Below are 16,941 nucleotides of genomic sequence, written 5' to 3' on the forward strand. Positions count from 1 at the left end.
AAAAGGCCAGCAATTGCTGGCCTCTGAACAGTTTTTTATAACATGCGTATTTAGCCCGGACGCTGATCCACGTTAAGGTTAATTAATCGCTTCAGCTTGTTCAACATTGCCATAAGCACCGCTGAGATGAAAGCAAACACCTTAACAAGCAAGGCTCGCACATCAATCAAAATGATATACAGACATGGCACCAGCACCAGGGTGATCAGGGTAGCAAACAGCACCGCGAAGCCCAGCGACACCGCCATGGGGATCACAAACTTGGCCTGCAGGCTGGTCTCAAAGATGATTGGCATGACCCCGGCAAACGTTGTGATAGACGTCAGAGTAATGGCTCTGAAGCGCGCACATCCTGCTTCGACCACGGCATCTTTAAGCTTCACGCCCTCTTTTCTTACCTGGTTCACATAGTCAGTCATCACCAGTGAATCGTTAATTACAACACCGGCTGCGGCAATCAGGCCGTAAGTCGACATCATGCTCATATCCAGACCAAAGAACCAGTGGCCCCAGATGGCACCGACCAGGCTGAACGGGATCACCGACATAATGATTAATGGCTGACCATAGCTCTTAAGCGGCACCGCCAGCAGGATGTACACAATGAACATACCAGCAATAAAGAACATCATTTGCTCGTTGGCCTGAGCCTGATCTTCTTCGATGTCACCACCCAGTTCGGTCTTCACCTCTGGGAACTGCTCCATCAGTTTAGGCAACAGGTTGTCTTTGATGTTTTCGACCACCTGGTTTGGTTCAATTACCTGCTCATCAATATTGCCGTAAATATACACAGTGCGATAGCCGTTTTCGCGACGAATGTAGCTTACACCCGGACGTTCCACAAACTCCACCACATCACCCAGCATCACGTCTTTGCCCTCAGGGGTTGTGATCACCGTATGTTTCAGTGACGAGAAAGCCTCCCGATCCAGGCGCGGGTAACGCACCATCACTTTGATTTCTTCACCATCGCGGATCACGCGCTGTGCTTCACCGCCGTAAAAGCTCATACCGACCTGATTGGCAATGTCCGACAGGCTCAGATTCAGATCATAGGCCACCTGCTTGAGCACCAGCTGCACTTCTTTACTTTCCGGGTCAATGCTCGAACTCACATCGAACAATCCCTTTTCTTGTTGCAACATGGCAATAAACTGGCGACCAGCGGCATTCAGAGTATCGATGTCCGGGCCATACAGCAGGTAACCAAATTCCCCTTGCCCCTGACCTTCGTCATTTACATCATCAATCACGAGTAAAGATTTCACACCCGCAATATCCGGCATGTTTTCACGCCAGCGACGCGACAACTCAAACGCATCAAACGGGCGGATATCCTCTTCTACCAACACGGCGAGTACATTTCCTTCGGTACGGCCTTCATTCCAGACCATGATGTCCTTGATCATGCCCTGACCGTATTCCTGCTCAATCTCGGCTTCCACTTTCAACATCATGTTTTCTATGGTGCTCAGAGCTTCAAGTGTCTGCGAGTCCGAGGCGTTATCGTTCAGTGTCAGTTTCACCATCGGATAATCGTGCGGTACCTTAGGCATCGCGACGAATCGAACCTGATTAGAAGTGATCAGCGAAACACTTAGTATCAGCATACCTACAAAGCCACACAGTACCGTCCAGCGCCACTGCACACAGGTTTCGACCAGGTTGCGGTAAGGCCCGTTCACAAAGGCAAAGAAACGCTTATTGAACTTTGCGCGCCAGCTCCCTTCACGCATTGGCGAAAACTTAGTATGGCCAATGTGCGCAGGCAGGATCCACTTGGATTCAATCAGGCTGAAGGCCAGACACAGCATCACCACAACCGCAATCGACTTAAAGAAGGCCGCCTCCGGGCCACTGGACATCACCATAGGCGCAAATACGGCCATGGTCGTCAGAACTCCGAATGTGGCCGGGGTCGCCACCCGTTTGGCACCTATAACCACGTTATTCACGCCGGGCCCTTTGCGCTCAATTTCAGTATAGGCTGCCTCTCCGATAACAATGGCATCGTCCACCACGATCCCCAGCACCATAATAAAGGCAAACAAAGAGACGATATTCATGCTGATGCCAAATACCGGCATCAGCATAATGGCACCCAGGAAACACACAGGCAGGCCGACCATCACCCAAAACGCGAGCTTAAAGCGCAAGAAGATGCTCAGCATGATGGCAACCAGAACCGCCCCCTGAAACATGTTCTTCTTCATCATTGCCAGACGTGCTTCCAGATAATATGTCATGTCCACGAAAGCGGTTAATTCTACCCCTTCAGGCAGCGTTTTATTTTTCGCATCAATGTAGGAGTGAATGGTTTTGGCAATGGGCACCATATTTTGATCATTGGTGGCTTTCACCGACAGATAAGCGGCATTCACGCCGTTGAGTTTGAAGTAAAATTCACCTTCTATAAACGCATCTTTAATGTCTGCGACATCCTGCAAGAGCACCTTAGCGCCGTTCGCCCCCACTTTAACTGGAATACGGCGGAACTCATTACCCCGATATTTCTGATTTTCGACCCGCACAGAGATCAGGCCCGCATTGGTCCGGATCTGACCAGCTGACACATTGGTTGAGTAACGGCTAATGGCAGCCGCGACATCTGACATCGACATGTTGTAACGGCGCAGCGCATCCGGGTCAACTTCTATGGCAATTTCGTATTCTGGCATATTACGGTCGACCAGAGAGATATTAGATAATTGCAACAACTCGTCTTCGATTTCTTTGGCCAGAGGTTTCAGCTGTGTTAGCGGCAGATCAGCCACCAATGCCATCTGCACAACATCCTGAGTAAACTCAATTTGTTGTACGCGAATAGGTTCCATCGATGCAGGGAAAGTGGCAATACCATCGACCCGAGAGCGTACTTTATCGGCAACGTCTGCCAGCTCGGCACTGGTGTCTATTTCCAGTTGAACACTGCCACCGTTGCGATAAGCGCGATAAACAGCCTTATCAATCTCTGTCACGTCCTTGAGCGCTTCTTCTACTTTTATCAGGATACTCTCTTCAATTTCCTGAGGAGATGCCCCCGGATAAGTTGCATTCACCGAGATTAGATTGAGCTCAATGCTCGGAAACATCTGCCGTTGGATAGTAAAGTAGCTGATAATCCCCATGATCAGGATAAACCCCATCATCAGGTTTGCAGCGACTGAGTTATGTGCAAAGTACGCTATCAGCCCCGTTTGCTTAGGTGTGTGTTGTTCACTCATAATCCATCCCTGCCGTTACAGCTTTTCCAGGCCAGCGCCCTGCTCTGTTGACTCGTCAGCACCTGCTACTTTCACCGCCATACCGCGTTGTGGATATTCAGGTAAGGTGACAACCACTTTGTCACTGTTGCTTAGCCCAGCGCCAACCAGGAAGTATTCACCTTCCTCACGGACCACCTGCACCTGACGAGGCTCAAGTTCGGCGTTGTCATTGAGCAACCATACTGTTTGGTTATTGATCAACTCCTGAGGCAGGCGATAAATTTGTTTGAGCGTTTTACCTAAAAAGCTCACCTGTACATAAGTGCCAAACTTCACTTTGGGCTGGTCGCTGTTCAGCGCATAGGGATCATCAATACGGACCACCAGATTGCTCATCCGTGTTTGGGTATCAACGGTGCCCAGATCACGGTGGATCTGTGCTTCGCGGGTAAAGCCATTAACCCCTTTATTGAACACAGTTGCTTTAGTTCCCCCCACGGTTTCAGGCAAAAACACAGAGTCAAAGCCGGCAATGGGGATCACCACTTCAGCCTGCTCAATATTGTTCAACCTTGCAACCACGCTACCTGTTGAAACAAACTGGCCCAGGCCGACGTCACGAGAGACAATCAAACCATTGAACGGCGCAACCACATCACAGTTTTCCAGATCGCGCCGGGCGCGCATTAATGCCGCCTTGGCCGACTTAACGGCCGCTTTTGCGCTCATCACTTGTGGTTTACGTAAAAACAAGTCGGTATGTTTTTTGTTTGGGAAGCGCTTAGCTTCATCTGCCGCCACGTCCGCCTGTGCCTGCTCTTCGATCAGTGCTGCTTCAGCACTTGCCAGCTGAGCTTCAGCCTGTAATACGGCCGCTTCATAATTGTCCTTTTCAATACTGAGTAATGTGTCACCTTTAGCGACCACGCCCCCTGCAACAAAGCTGGGATGCCAGTAGACCACTTCTCCGGCAACCTGAACAGATAACTGGGTTGTTTCAAGCGGCATCACCTCGCCGTAGCTCTGGATTAAAACCTGATGATCCTGTGCCTGAACGGATTCGACCTGTACAACAGGACGTGTATCAACAACCTGTTTTTCTTCCTCGCTTTTTGCGACCGCGTTGACGGCTGCAAAGCCTGCCACCCCAAGGCCCAACGCCACAAAGGGAAAGATCCATTTTAGTGCTTGTGCTTTCATGACTTTACCTATTGAAATTTTCCTACCGCCTATCTTACCAATATAGAGACGTTCAATAACGTGACATTTGTAAGAATCTGTTACTGATTTAGCAAAAATCTTTCAGCTGTCTGATGGTGTGGTAGTAATCCAGCAATAAAGCCATTAAAAACATGAGAGTAACGGCCACCACAAAGCTGCTTAGCAGACCAGTAAACGCCATTTTAAACACCCAGCACACCCCGAAGAGTAACAATAATGACACAAAGGCAACTGGTAAGACCTTGCAAACCCGACCAATCAGGTGTTCTCTTATCAGCGTGCCCGTCTTAGCACCAAGTTGCCACTTTATTCGCCATACTGGTGCCGACAACAATGCCAGATATCCCAGTACGCCGTACAAGCCAGTCCCAACCAGTATCACCATCAAACTACTCAGCGCAATACCTGTGTATGCACTGAGTCTGGCCGATTTACTCATGGCTGCTGAGCGCGCTGTCATGTCACTCAACTGAAATACACTTTGCCTGGTATCTTGTACGCGCAGCAGCGCATTCAGATCAGATTTTAGCAGTGACTGCCCCGGTGCCAGCCTGATCATCAGGTTATTGATAAAAAAGTTATGCGGCAGATAAACAATGTCCGGGGTCCCCAGCGCGGGGGAGTACACATCTTCTACGATGGCCTGCAACCTAACCGGACGCTGATTGCGCGAGTACAACGTGACTCCGACGTCTTGCAGCGTCAGTCCGAGCTTGCCTGCCAGGCCTTGGTTAATGATCACCACTTCAGCAGGGGCATCCAGCGTCAGCTGCTCAGCACTAAATTCCGTCCCTGCCAGCACCCGTTGCCCGACAGTGGCAAAATAGCCCACACCACTCCATTGCCCAAAGGCTGTCAACTGCCGCGCACTATCTGGCACCGCACTGATAGGCTCCACCCAGGACATTTCCAGCGGATGGTTAGCAGACAAGCTCACCGCAGCTATCTGGGGTTGGGCCAGCAGCGTGTCAATATTGGCCTCACTGAGCAGGCGTCTGGCCCGTGCTTTTTGTTCACTACGTTCAAAGTCCAGCTGTTGCATTTGTACCTGTATTAATCCCGTGTCATCAAACCCCTGCGCTTTGCTCATCTGGGCGCCGTAATAGCTTAACAACCAGAGGCTGAAACACAGAACCACCATGCCTGTCGCCAGCTGTGCATTAATAAGCAACTGGCTCAGCCAGCCTGGTAACTGCTTTACCTGACCTTTGCCTGAGCCACTCAATTGCTGCCTCAAACTACGCAGCTCAACAAAGGCAAACACACTACGGGCAAACCCCCAGGCCAGTAGTAACGCCACCAGCCACATGCCCAGATAGGCAGACCAGGACAAGTGCAACCAGGTAATACTGCCCAGCACCTCCTCACCCCAATATTGCACTAACGCCAGCAACCCCGGTGCCAGTGCCGTCGCGGCTAAAGCCGATAACGCAAACAGGGCCACCGCATGGCACAGCAGCTGGCGGAACAGATGGGATGGACGGGCCCCCAGAGCCAGATGCAGTGCCAACTGCGACTGGCGGCTTTTAAAATCCAGCAGATATAATGCAAACAAATTACACAGGGTCACTGTGACCACGCCCAGCGCCGCCCCCAACAACCATGTGCCCATTTCCTGCAGTGCCCCCTTAAGCTTGCTGTCGAGCGGACGCAGGGTCAGTTTGAGCGTGGTATCACCAAAGCCATACTGCCTGGATAACGCTTTAATATCCGCACTCAGTTGCAAGGCCTGTGTTTGCAAGACCGTGTTGGCCTGAGGCAGGGTTCGACCTACCAGCATCAGGTTATTGCGGATCGCCATATCAGCAAATGGGGTAATATCGGTCGCAGTATGGCTGAAGAAAGGTAAAAACACATCACTTTGCTGTGCCGCCCGAAATAACTCAGGTTCGTGACTGTTCTGTGCAAGAATACCCACAACCTGAAAGCGCCGGTCGTCCAGCTGGATCACCTGACCTGTTGCTTCTTGATCCGGCAAATAACGACGGGCAAAACGCGCGCTAACAACGGCCTGTGCCGCGCTTTGCGCCTGCTGACCCTGTAATGATGAAGCAGAGAAATAATGACCACTTTGCAGTGACATATTAAACAGTGAAAAATAGCCTGGCTCGACCAGGGCCGCTGCAATTCGGGGTTGCTGCGGATGGTTCACATAGAGCATATCGGTGTAATACACGGGCGTGGCCAGGTCGAATAACCCCGGAGTCTCATGCAAACGCCAGGCAGCGGGCGCTGAGAGCGATTCACTGAGGGTGGTTTCGCCCTGCGCATTTCGCAGCTCGCCATCGACCCAGACCAGCCGCGCTGCCTGTTCATATGGCAGCGCACCATGCGCCTGCAAAGCAAGTACGCCAGCCACCAGTAACGCTGCCATGGCGCTGGACAGCAACAGAGTAAAACATGCCGTCATTCGCCAACGGCTGTAGAGCGCCCTTAGAGCATCCTGAATATCTAACCACATCTTGGTGCACTCCCTCAGGCAATTGCACTGCGTGCACTATCACGCATGTGGCTGCTGCCCACTATCTCACCATCCAGCAGGCGGATCTGCCGAGAAGCCATGTCGGCATATCTGGGGTCATGTGTCACCATACAAATGGTGGTGCCCTGCTGATGCAGCTGTGCGATCAACTGCATCACCGCATCACCGCTTTTCGAATCCAGGTTTCCGGTTGGCTCATCCACCAGTAAAATACTGGGGTTGGCAACCAGTGCCCGGGCAATAGCGACCCGCTGCTGCTGCCCACCAGAGAGTTGATCGGGCTTATGCGCAGCGCGATGCGACAAGCCCACCTTATCCAGACAATTTTGCACACGACTTTGCACTTCATCACGCGACAACCGGGTGGTGCTATAGCGCAGCGGCAGCGCCACATTATTAAACACCGACAATTCGTCGATCAGATTAAAAGACTGGAAAATAAACCCAATATGGCGATTCCTTAACTCCGCGCGCTGATCCGCGGTCAATGTCCCCACCTCGGTTCCCTGGATAAGATATTGCCCGTTGCTTGCTTCATCCAGTAAACCCATGATGGACAGCAAAGTGGATTTACCACACCCGGATGGGCCAGAGATGGATACAAATTCTCCCTGTTCGATACTCAAACTCACCTGTCGCAGCGCATGTGTCTGTAGTTCTTCGGTTTCGAACACTTTACTGATGTGCTTCATTTCTATTATCTGTGTCATACTTTCCCCGCTGACAAACCGGCACCCCATTGTGCCATAGTTGACCCTTAAAGCTTTAATTCAGTGCGACCTGCACGCCCTGTTGTGCCAGGCTACTCAAATCGGAAATAATCCAGCGCTGATTGTGTTTTGCACCCTGTTCAATCACCACGTAACGACCAGCCAGTGCTCCAAAGTGCACTGTTTTCAGCTCAGTAGAGCCATCCTCTGCAAGCCGGTACAGCTGTGCGCTCTGCTGCTCGCGCACATTGGCCGGACGACGGATATACAACGCCTGTTCCAGCTCAGCCACTGTGATGCTGGCATCAATGCTGAGCATAGGTCGGGCGGCTTTGGGTAATGTCCGGGGCAATGCCACTTCAACCTTCACACTGTTTTCAACCACCACAGGATCAATCCGCTTCACAGTGCCTGGCACCTGCTGATCGCGGATCCGCACCGTTACCGCCTGCCCGGGCTGCACTTTTTGCACCTGAGATTGCGCGACCCGCAGTTCAGCCAGCAGGCGAGTCTGGCTGCCTATCAACGCGGCTTCATCACCCACCTTAAGGCGCTGGCCAACAGCCAGTGGCATACGCTCCAGAATACCGGAAACCGGTGCAGTGACGGTCAGCGCAGCCAGCCTGGCACGGCTGCGCGCCAACTCCTGACGCCGAATCGCAATGCGTTGTGATGCCAGCTGCTGCGCACTGGCATGGAGCTTTTTTAACTGCGCCAGGCGCTGCTGTGCGCTGTCCCGTTGGCGAGCTAAGTTGGCCACCCGCGAGCGAGTCTGAGCAAAGGCCAGCTGTGAAATAATCCCTTTTTCTGCCAGCCCCTGTTCTGCCTGCTCTCTCAACCGTGCCGTTGCCAGATCACCTGTCAGTTTGTCCAGCAAGGTTTGTTCACTCAAAAATTCTCGCTGCTGATTGAGCGTCAGCTGCTGCAATGCCATATCGCTGTCTTGCCGGGCCTGTTGTGCCTGCGCCACGGCCAGTGACAGATCCGGATTGTCGAGTGTGGCAATCACGTCTCCCACCTTAACTGCAGCCCCGGCTTTAAGGTGAATGTGTTTCACCACGGCATCGCTCTCTACACTGAGCAGGTGCTGCTCAGCACTACGAAGCACCCCAAAACTGTCCACACCTATGGCCAGCGGTCCGTATTCCACGGTTGCGATCAACACATCCTGGCGGGCCAGCCGGGTGATCGGCTCACCGGTTCCCAGTAGCCAGGATCCGATCAGCAAAATGACTGGCACGCCCCCCCATTGCCAGCGTCGCCAGTAACTGGTGGGTTCTGGCGGTTTGATTAAATCCATTCTCAGCTCCGTATATGTTCACTCAGTAACGCCTGGAGCCAGTTTCGTGCCAAATTTTTATCCCCATAAAATCAAAAAGTTAATATTTTTCTACGACAAGTTTCGGCAGGATCGGACAATTGGTCCGGAATTGGAACGGGCATTGTGGTTGCTTACTGAGCCCGATAACTGAGCTGGGTTGTGTGGGTTTGCAGTTCACCGCCAAGACAAGAAAAAAGGGGAAGTCACAGACTTCCCCTTTGCTCGGGACGGGTCCTTTTACAGGCCCTAAGTAATTGAAATGCGATTTATGAAACCTATTGTAAGTCGTATACACTCTTACTGCGGTTGTTCAGCCAGGCTGCAAAGGTGTCTTCGTCAACCAGATCAGCAATGCGACCTTTAAACTCACTGTAGCCTTTCTCATTGTAGAATTGCTTCAGTCTGAGCACTTCTTCATGACGTGATGACATGCCACTGCCGGCTTTACGTACCGCACGGTCAAAGTAGCCTGATCTATGCTTGGCACTGCTCACGTAGCCACTGATGTCACGATCATTCCACTCGTTATAGATGACGTCGTTACCACTGCCACCGGTGCCGGATGGGATCTCATCACCGCGTACGAAGAGAATATCGCCGCCACCGCCGCCATACAGACCAATATCTGAATAGGTCGAAATTGCTGCTAAAAAGTCTTTGCTGCCGCCGCCACTGAGCTCACAATGGCCGCGTTCACACACCAGAATATCCTGACCACTGCCACCCCAGGATTTAGCCCGGTTGCCCCATGAACCACCGCCGGAGTCAACAATGATATCGGCCCCTGAATTACCAGACAGGCGGTCTTTGTTACCATCATTACCAAAGATGATGTCTTCCCCGTCACCACCCGAGATATTGTCGCCATCCCGGTTACCGAATAGCACATCATCGCCGTTTTCACCTTTGATATCGTCGGCGCCATCATTGTTGTAACCGCTGATACGAACCCGATGTACCACACCATCGTGATCAGTCTCAATCTCAGAACCACCGGCAACCCAGTCGTTACCATCGCCTGCGCGGATCTGATCTTTGCCGTCACCGCCAAAGATCAGGTCATTGCCCCGACCCGTCTGGATGGTGTCATTCCCATTGAGGCCATACACTGTCATATCGCGACCCACACCAGTTGCCGACAGGGTATCGTTGCCGTTTGACAACTGCACCTCTACTTCTTCTACGGCATTACTGAATGCGCAGTGCTGGTAGCCTGCTGAGTAAGCAAACACATACTCATCGTGCTCTTCCACAAACAGGGTAAGATTGTTGTCGAGCGCACGCAGTTTCCACACCCCATTGTTCAGCTCACTGTCAAAGCTACCAGTCTGAGTATGACAACGCTCGTATGCGGCAGTCAGGCTGTCCGGTACATTGCCCACCGGCGTACAGGAATATTGCTCAATACCACTGATATTACTCTGGATACTGCCGTTTGACCCTTCGGTCAGACAGTCCATACCTGTGCCACCATCTACTTTTTCGAAGTCACCATAAGTGTAAATGATGTCATCGCCTTTGCCGGCATACACATAATCCACTTTATTGCCGGTTAAAATGGTGTCATTGCCATCACCACCGTATACCAGCTGGTGCCAGTTCAGCGCCGTGCCGTCGTATTCTTCACCACTGTCGGCCAGGTTGACCTGAAAACCATTGTGACTGCTCACATCAAAGGTTTCACAGCTGCCAGCGTAATACACAGTTACCAGCGCATCATCGCCTTCGGCGGTCAGCTTCTCACCACTTACATTCGGTGACACCGACAGGTAGTTCATATACGGGTTTAAGGAGTTATCATCGGCAACGGCAATTTTTGCACGGTCCAGGCCTTCACAACTGGCCGGTGCATAGTTAGCACAACTGGTGGATTCCACGTTTTCGAAGCGACTCGAAATAGTGCCTTCATCCCCTTCTTCAACACAGTCAGCACCGGCACCGCCATCCACGCGCTCATAATCCCTAAAAGTATGGATCTGATCATTACCGCCATTGCCATACACGTAATCGACTTTATTGCCGGTGAGAATGGTGTCGTTCCCTTCACCACCAAACACCTGCTGATGAAAGTCCAGGTTCGCACCATTGTAATATTCACCACTGTCCGGCAGGTTCACGTGCAGCCCGTTATAGCTAGTGCCGTTGAGCACTTCACAGCGGCCATTGTACGAAACCACAATAGAAGTCTGAGTTCCCCTCACGGTCAATGCGGTGTCAGCCAGCTTGGGGCTCAGTGCCAGGTAAATCATATATTGATTTTCAACATGCTCGCCAATGTCTATCTGGGTCCGATCCAGGCCATTACAGTAGGCGCCTGGCGCAGCCAGCCGCGTGGCAAGCGCGTTGTTTGGCAACAGGGTCAGCGACAGTGCCGCTGCCAGTAGTGCCTTTTGATAAACCACCATGTTAGTCTCCATGAGTTAAGTAAAGATATGCGCAAAGAAATCTGGATGAGGGAAGTTATAAGCCACAATTGTGCAATCACTATGGACTCAGACTGGGTAATAAGGATGAGTTTTACTGTCAACGGGTAAGCGCACGGACAACAACACCATGCAAATCACGCCATGTTATTCACACTTTCACCATGGCATATGGAGAGTTGAAAAAAGCTTCACAGATCAAAAAAACCACCACCCAGGCGTTTATTTGTTTACATAACTGAATAAGCGCTTTATGAACCGATTCATAAAGTACGTAAATACCGTCAAGCAATTAAGCTGTCAGGCTGAAGAAAAAACCCTAAATAACCCATCATTTATACCTAAGCACATGTAAACAAAGCAAACATTTAGGCCAGCAGCCAAAAATTTTTCGGGTACAAATCAACACATTGACACTTTACATTTTTTAAACAGCTGTTAAATTACACCCGGTAAAATAATAAGAAACAAAATGTAACCTCACTGTTTTAATATTCATATACGGATGTACAATGAATACACGTCAAAGATTGAACTGGCTAAACAGCGCCCGACGGGACATTCAGGCGTCAATGCGCACTCTGCGAATACAGCAAAAAATGTCGCAAGCAGAGCTGGCCAAAAAAATGTCCGTCCCGGTTGATCAGTCCACTATCTCAAACTGGGAAAGTGGTAAAACCATTATGGATCTGGAACAGCTGCTGGATATCCTGATGATCTTCGGGAAAGACTGGAAAAGCTTTTTTGGTCTGCTGGCCGATAACGCAGAAAGAAGAACAACGAAAAAACCGCTACAGAAAGAGCCACCTATGGAACCAAACGCAGAAGACAAGGGAGAAGACTGATGCATATTGTTGATATGATACTTTCCTCTGCTGTTTTTATAGGGTTAGTACTTACATGGAGAGACTACAACGCTAGGTGGATGTTTTTACTACTTAGCTTTTTCCAGCTTGTTGATGTTACGTTCAACCCTATAGCTATACAATGGACTAGACATTATTACTTGTGGTGTCTTGCATTGAATACATTCTTTTTATTTCTAATATTGACGCGAGGGGTGCTCGCTGGTTTAGTGTACAGAACAACAAAGCTTACTTTTTTCAAAAAGGCTAGAGAGCGCTATTGCCTTACGATACCCGAATGTGCAGTTTGCATTATTATTTTCTGTTCTATGCTCTTGAACGCTTCAATATGGATAGAAATCCAGTTGTATTATTATGAAGTGCTCAACTATCCATTTATATATCATCATTTGTGGTCCCCTGCTCAATATACGTTTCATATTTTAGATACACTAGCGCTGTTTACTTTTATGATTAGATCAATGCGCTCAAAAGGAGAGCTCGTATATGAAAGAAATTAAAAATAACATTCTTAATACTATCAAAGGTGGAATAGTCCCTGGAGGAGAAGGCAAACCCCAATTACCTCGATCAGTTAATTTAGTGCTTGAAGATAAAAAGAAAAAAACTACCTTGCCTGGTTAATTTGAATTGCTTTATTAATTAATTCATAGACCTAACTAAGAATTTGCTAGCCAAAGGCAAAAAGAAGGGAGCAGACGATGAGAGTCATTGAACGTGTTTCATTGGTTCAAATTATGGGTGGAGGCTTTGGAGATGCAGATAGAGCGACCCTACCCAGAGTAGCACCGCCCCACCTTTTTTGGGGAAAAGACAAAAAACCCGATAAAGACTAAACAAGCAGATTATTAATTTATTCATCGCAGACAGCCCGGCGTGGCTGTAAGTCACGCCAATATCAACTCTCTGTCGCAATGACAGAGCAGCATTTTAAGGCTTGTCGTCACGCTGCGCCCGTATTCATTACGGGCGACTATTTGCGGTGGCCACTGAACGGCGCCCTTTTCAAATACGGGATAGCGGCTTAAAGCAGCCAGTGCCTGCGCATCTTATCCAGCTACCCATAAACCCGTTGGCAGATCGCCGGGATAAGTGTAAAGTCGGGTAAAAATAATAACAAGAACCACGACCACACGGACACGCTGAACGCGTGTTTTAAGGAGTCTTTATGCCCGTTCGCCTGTGGCTGCTTTGCTTGTTTTCTGTGCTGCTCAGCGCCTGTGCCAGCACTGAAAATCGCCCGGTTACACCGTCGCCTCGTCCTGATATGCCCTTTAATCACGCCCTGTTTAACCCCGTTGCGGTGATTGATGAGCAGTCGATTTTTGCCTTGCCAGCGCAAGAACAGCAGGCCTTTCTGAACTTTTACCAGCAACAGGTTGCCGCCGGGACACGCGGCGACCGAGCCATTTATGACTACCTGCACGACCAGCTTGATGAGTTTCACTATCGCGGCGAAACCTACAGCGCTACCGAGTCGTTACAACACGGCGGCGGCAATTGTATTTCGCTGGCTGTGCTCACTCAGGCCTATGCTTTTGTGGCCGGTATAGATACTCGCTATCGCAAAGTGGCCTCGGCACCTGTGTATCAGCAGGTGGCCGACACCATACTGATCTCCTCACACTTTAAAACCAAGCTGCTGGCGCCTGAGGAGCCGGAAAACGAAGACTGGATCACCCTGGTGCGACCCGGCACTGTTATTGATTATTTCCCCGCTCAGGATGCCATTTTTGTTGCCTCAGCCCAGTACAGAGATCTGGTGGCGAAGTTCTACGCCAACCTGGCGGTGAAGGCCATGCTGGCAGAGGACTTTGATCTGGGTGCCGCGCGTATTTTACGTGCCCGAAGCTATGCACCGGATGACCCCGAACTGATCAATATCGCAGCGGTTTTGCACCGCAGGGCGGGTGACAGGCAAAGTGCAGAAATCATTTACCAGTATGCGCTGGAACATCGCCTGATCAGCCACAACTTGCTGTCGAACTATCTGGTGCTGGCCAGAGAACAGCAGGCCACGGCCCTCATCGACCAGCTTGAACAGCAGCTCCTCACAGAGGCGAAAACCCCATTCGACTTTCTGATGAATGCCCGCAGCGCCATTGCCAAAGGCCACCTGAATAAGGCCTCCCGCATCCTGGCTAAGGTGGTGAAGCAAACCCCTTACCTGCCCGAACCTTATTTTGAACTGGCCAAGATCAGTTATCTGCAAGGTGACCTTGACACAGCCCGTCAGCTCCTGGAGCTGGCGATAGAAAAAACGTCAGATCCGGAAAAAAGCCGGGTATTCACCGCCAAACACGCCATGTTACAGTCACTGGCCGAGCGGTAAGCACTGCCACCCTGTGACTATCTGAGCTCACGTGACTTTTATTGAGTGCCAGCGCCTCACCCTCCCCCTGTTATTACTTCACTATTACATGCTATTGGCCCGATGCCGGTGAACATGTAATGTCTTTGTTAATTTTAAATCGGCAATTTGAGGCATGATCCCAGCTGTCGACATGATCAAGAAAATTCCGTGAAATTCAGTTAAGTTAAAGCATTTTGCTAAACTTATCCGCTTTTCTTTCATGATTTGAGAATAAATATCAGCATATTCCCGCACGGAATAAAAATTTCGGCCCCAATTGTGTGACTATACAGCGTCTAAAAAGGGAGTGATGATTTACTTAATTAATTTTTTGTTATCACTTTCTTTACAACGACGAATTTTGTGATTACCTTTGTACCTGTGCGAAATATATTCAATAACTTTTTATTCTAAAAAAATCATTCAACAACAAGTGAAAAGGAACAACAATGAAACTAACCTATCTTGTCTCTGCGCTAGGCTTGCTCTCCACCGCAGCACTGGCTCAAAACACCGCGCCACTGACAGAAGCACAAATGATGCAATACACCAGTAAGGCCAGCAAGGCCATCATTGGTGCCCGTGCCGATGCTAATATTTCGCTCGGTCAGGAATTTGCCACGCTAAGCAGCACAGGCAGCACGGTTATCACCCGTACTATCAGCCACCCTGATGCCAGCTACATCAAACTACACTTCAAAAATGTTAATCTGGCCAATGGCGGAAAACTGGTTGTCCGCTCCGCTGATGGCAGCGAGCGTTACGAGTACACCGAAGCGAATATGCGTGCCGCAACGGTTAACAGCAAGCTGGGCGATGACGGCGTGAGCAGCTTCTCTGCCATGTCTATCTCTGCCGACACCGCAGTGGTTGAATACACCCCAGGTACAGCGTCTGACGCAGCGCAAATTTCGACGCAGGCCATCATGCCAGCAGTGATCGATTTCTACGACCACGGCACAGAAAACACGCCGATGATGGAAGCCATGAACGCGTCAACTGACGTGGGCATTGAGTCGACATGTGGTGTGAATGAACGCCGTGACGTGCAGTGCTGGGCAGGTTCAAACCCAACTGAATTTGAGCGTACACGCCCGGTTGCCCGCCTATTGATGAACGGCAGCGGCCTGTGTACCGGCTGGCGTGTTGGCCCGGACAACCGCATGTTCACCAACGAACACTGCGTGGGTTCGGCGTCTGAGCTGGCGAATACTGAGGTGTGGTTCAACTATCAGCACACCAGTTGTAATGGCTCAAACCTTGAGACTGTCGTTAAAGTAACAGGTAAAGACTTCCTGTCTTCTGACTACACGCTCGACTACACCCTGTTCACCATCAACGAGTTCAACAAAGCACAGCCGTTTGGTTACTTTGGCCTGGATGTTCGCGATGCAACTCAGGGCGAGCGTATCTACATTCCTCAGCACGGTTCAGGTAACCCGAAAGAGCTGGCGATTGAATCCGATCAGAACAGCAATGGCCTGTGTCAGGCTGACGTGGTCACAGCAAATGGTCGTGGCACTGGCACAGACATGGGCTACTACTGCGATACCATAGGTGGTTCTTCTGGTTCGCCGGTACTGGCGGCAGCAAGCAACAAAGTGATTGCACTGCACCACTTCGGTGGCTGTACGAACCAGGGCGTTAAGATCAGCAAGATCTGGCCACAAGTATCAAGCCACTTCAATGGCATTCCGGATGGCGACAATAACAATGAGCCAACGCCAACAGCAGACTTCACGGCCAGCTGTACTGAACTGGCGTGTAGCTTTGACGGCAGCGCATCCAGCTCACCAAATGGTGCTATCTCTCAGTATGAGTGGAGCTATGGTGACAGCGGCACTGGGTTCGGTGCAACGGTCAACCACACTTATGCCGCAGCGGGCAACTACACAGTATCACTGACCATCACAGACAACACCGGCGCAACCGCAACCACAACTAAAGAAGTGCCTGTATATGGCCCGGGTGGTGAAGATCAGCTGCAAAAAGGTGTTGCCAAAACAGATCTGTCGGCAGCACGTGGTGAGATGACTTACTTCTACTTCGACGTACCTGCTGGCGCGACGAATATCACCTTTGATATCTCAGGTGGCAGCGGTGATGCGGATTTATATGTACGTAAAGGTGAGCAACCAACAACGACGACTTATGACTGCCGTCCATATCGCTGGGGTAACACTGAGAACTGTACGCAAAACGATGGTGCAGGTCGCTACTGGGTGGGTATTCGTGCCTACAACGCATACTCAGGTCTGAGTCTGGTTGCAGATTACCAGTAATCCGGTTTTAAACTTTTCTCCCTAAAAGGCAGCATCCGCTGCCTTTTTCGTTCTGTCACGCTATCTCCTTAGCA

General features: G+C 50.4%; 10 protein-coding genes. 4 read left to right on the forward strand and 6 right to left on the reverse strand.

The features are described from left to right. Nucleotides 1–50 precede the first annotated feature (50 nt). The 6 genes from MHN33_RS13935 to MHN33_RS13960 form a co-directional block, all read right to left on the reverse strand. On the reverse strand, nt 51–3,227 hold the full coding sequence (locus MHN33_RS13935; protein WP_239398578.1) for an efflux RND transporter permease subunit: 3,177 nt from the start codon (nt 3,225–3,227) through the stop codon (nt 51–53). Between the two features lie 15 nt (nt 3,228–3,242). Next, nucleotides 3,243–4,409 carry an efflux RND transporter periplasmic adaptor subunit gene (locus MHN33_RS13940; RefSeq protein ID WP_239398580.1) on the reverse strand — a complete coding sequence of 389 codons (1,167 nt, stop codon included), beginning with the start codon at nt 4,407–4,409 and terminating at the stop codon, nt 3,243–3,245. Nucleotides 4,410–4,497: 88 nt separating this feature from the next. Further along, complete coding sequence (locus MHN33_RS13945; protein WP_239398582.1) at nt 4,498–6,891, reverse strand: ABC transporter permease; 2,394 nt, start codon at nt 6,889–6,891, stop codon at nt 4,498–4,500. Between the two features lie 14 nt (nt 6,892–6,905). Further along, complete coding sequence (locus MHN33_RS13950) at nt 6,906–7,622, reverse strand: ABC transporter ATP-binding protein (protein WP_239398584.1); 717 nt, start codon at nt 7,620–7,622, stop codon at nt 6,906–6,908. Nucleotides 7,623–7,677: 55 nt separating this feature from the next. After that, a complete protein-coding gene (locus MHN33_RS13955; protein WP_239398586.1) occupies nt 7,678–8,922 on the reverse strand; it encodes an HlyD family efflux transporter periplasmic adaptor subunit in 1,245 nt (414 codons plus the stop codon). A 296-nt stretch (nt 8,923–9,218) separates the two neighbouring features. After that, complete coding sequence (locus MHN33_RS13960) at nt 9,219–11,348, reverse strand: calcium-binding protein (protein WP_239398588.1); 2,130 nt, start codon at nt 11,346–11,348, stop codon at nt 9,219–9,221. 530 nt (nt 11,349–11,878) lie between these two features. On the opposite strand from MHN33_RS13960, the gene MHN33_RS13965 reads away from it, so the two are divergent. From MHN33_RS13965 to MHN33_RS13980, 4 genes are all read left to right on the forward strand, one after another. Further along, nucleotides 11,879–12,211 carry a helix-turn-helix transcriptional regulator gene (locus MHN33_RS13965; RefSeq protein WP_239398590.1) on the forward strand — a complete coding sequence of 111 codons (333 nt, stop codon included), beginning with the start codon at nt 11,879–11,881 and terminating at the stop codon, nt 12,209–12,211. A gap of 507 nt (nt 12,212–12,718) precedes the next feature. Continuing rightward, nucleotides 12,719–12,856 (forward strand): hypothetical protein, encoded by a 138-nt coding sequence (locus MHN33_RS13970; RefSeq protein ID WP_239398592.1) that lies wholly within the window; start codon nt 12,719–12,721, stop codon nt 12,854–12,856. Nucleotides 12,857–13,400: 544 nt separating this feature from the next. Beyond that, the gene (locus MHN33_RS13975; protein WP_239398594.1) at nt 13,401–14,564 is read left to right on the forward strand and encodes a hypothetical protein; all 1,164 of its coding nucleotides are present in this window, start codon (nt 13,401–13,403) and stop codon (nt 14,562–14,564) included. Between the two features lie 470 nt (nt 14,565–15,034). After that, nucleotides 15,035–16,867, forward strand: coding sequence for a PKD domain-containing protein (locus MHN33_RS13980; protein ID WP_239398596.1), 1,833 nt, complete (start codon nt 15,035–15,037; stop codon nt 16,865–16,867). Nucleotides 16,868–16,941: the final 74 nt, after the last annotated feature.

Origin of the sequence: Pseudoalteromonas sp. OOF1S-7, from assembly GCF_022347765.1 — a bacterium.
Taxonomy (GTDB): Bacteria; Pseudomonadota; Gammaproteobacteria; order Enterobacterales; family Alteromonadaceae; genus Pseudoalteromonas.

Coding starts and splice junctions, on each gene's coding strand:
- MHN33_RS13935 (WP_239398578.1), bottom strand. CDS start 3,227: ATGAGTGAACAACACACACCTAAGCAAACGGGGCTGATAGCGTACTTT.
- MHN33_RS13945 (WP_239398582.1), bottom strand. CDS start 6,891: ATGTGGTTAGATATTCAGGATGCTCTAAGGGCGCTCTACAGCCGTTGG.
- MHN33_RS13970 (WP_239398592.1), top strand. CDS start 12,719: ATGAAAGAAATTAAAAATAACATTCTTAATACTATCAAAGGTGGAATA.
- MHN33_RS13980 (WP_239398596.1), top strand. CDS start 15,035: ATGAAACTAACCTATCTTGTCTCTGCGCTAGGCTTGCTCTCCACCGCA.
- MHN33_RS13940 (WP_239398580.1), bottom strand. CDS start 4,409: ATGAAAGCACAAGCACTAAAATGGATCTTTCCCTTTGTGGCGTTGGGC.
- MHN33_RS13950 (WP_239398584.1), bottom strand. CDS start 7,622: ATGACACAGATAATAGAAATGAAGCACATCAGTAAAGTGTTCGAAACC.
- MHN33_RS13965 (WP_239398590.1), top strand. CDS start 11,879: ATGAATACACGTCAAAGATTGAACTGGCTAAACAGCGCCCGACGGGAC.
- MHN33_RS13975 (WP_239398594.1), top strand. CDS start 13,401: ATGCCCGTTCGCCTGTGGCTGCTTTGCTTGTTTTCTGTGCTGCTCAGC.
- MHN33_RS13955 (WP_239398586.1), bottom strand. CDS start 8,922: ATGGATTTAATCAAACCGCCAGAACCCACCAGTTACTGGCGACGCTGG.
- MHN33_RS13960 (WP_239398588.1), bottom strand. CDS start 11,348: ATGGTGGTTTATCAAAAGGCACTACTGGCAGCGGCACTGTCGCTGACC.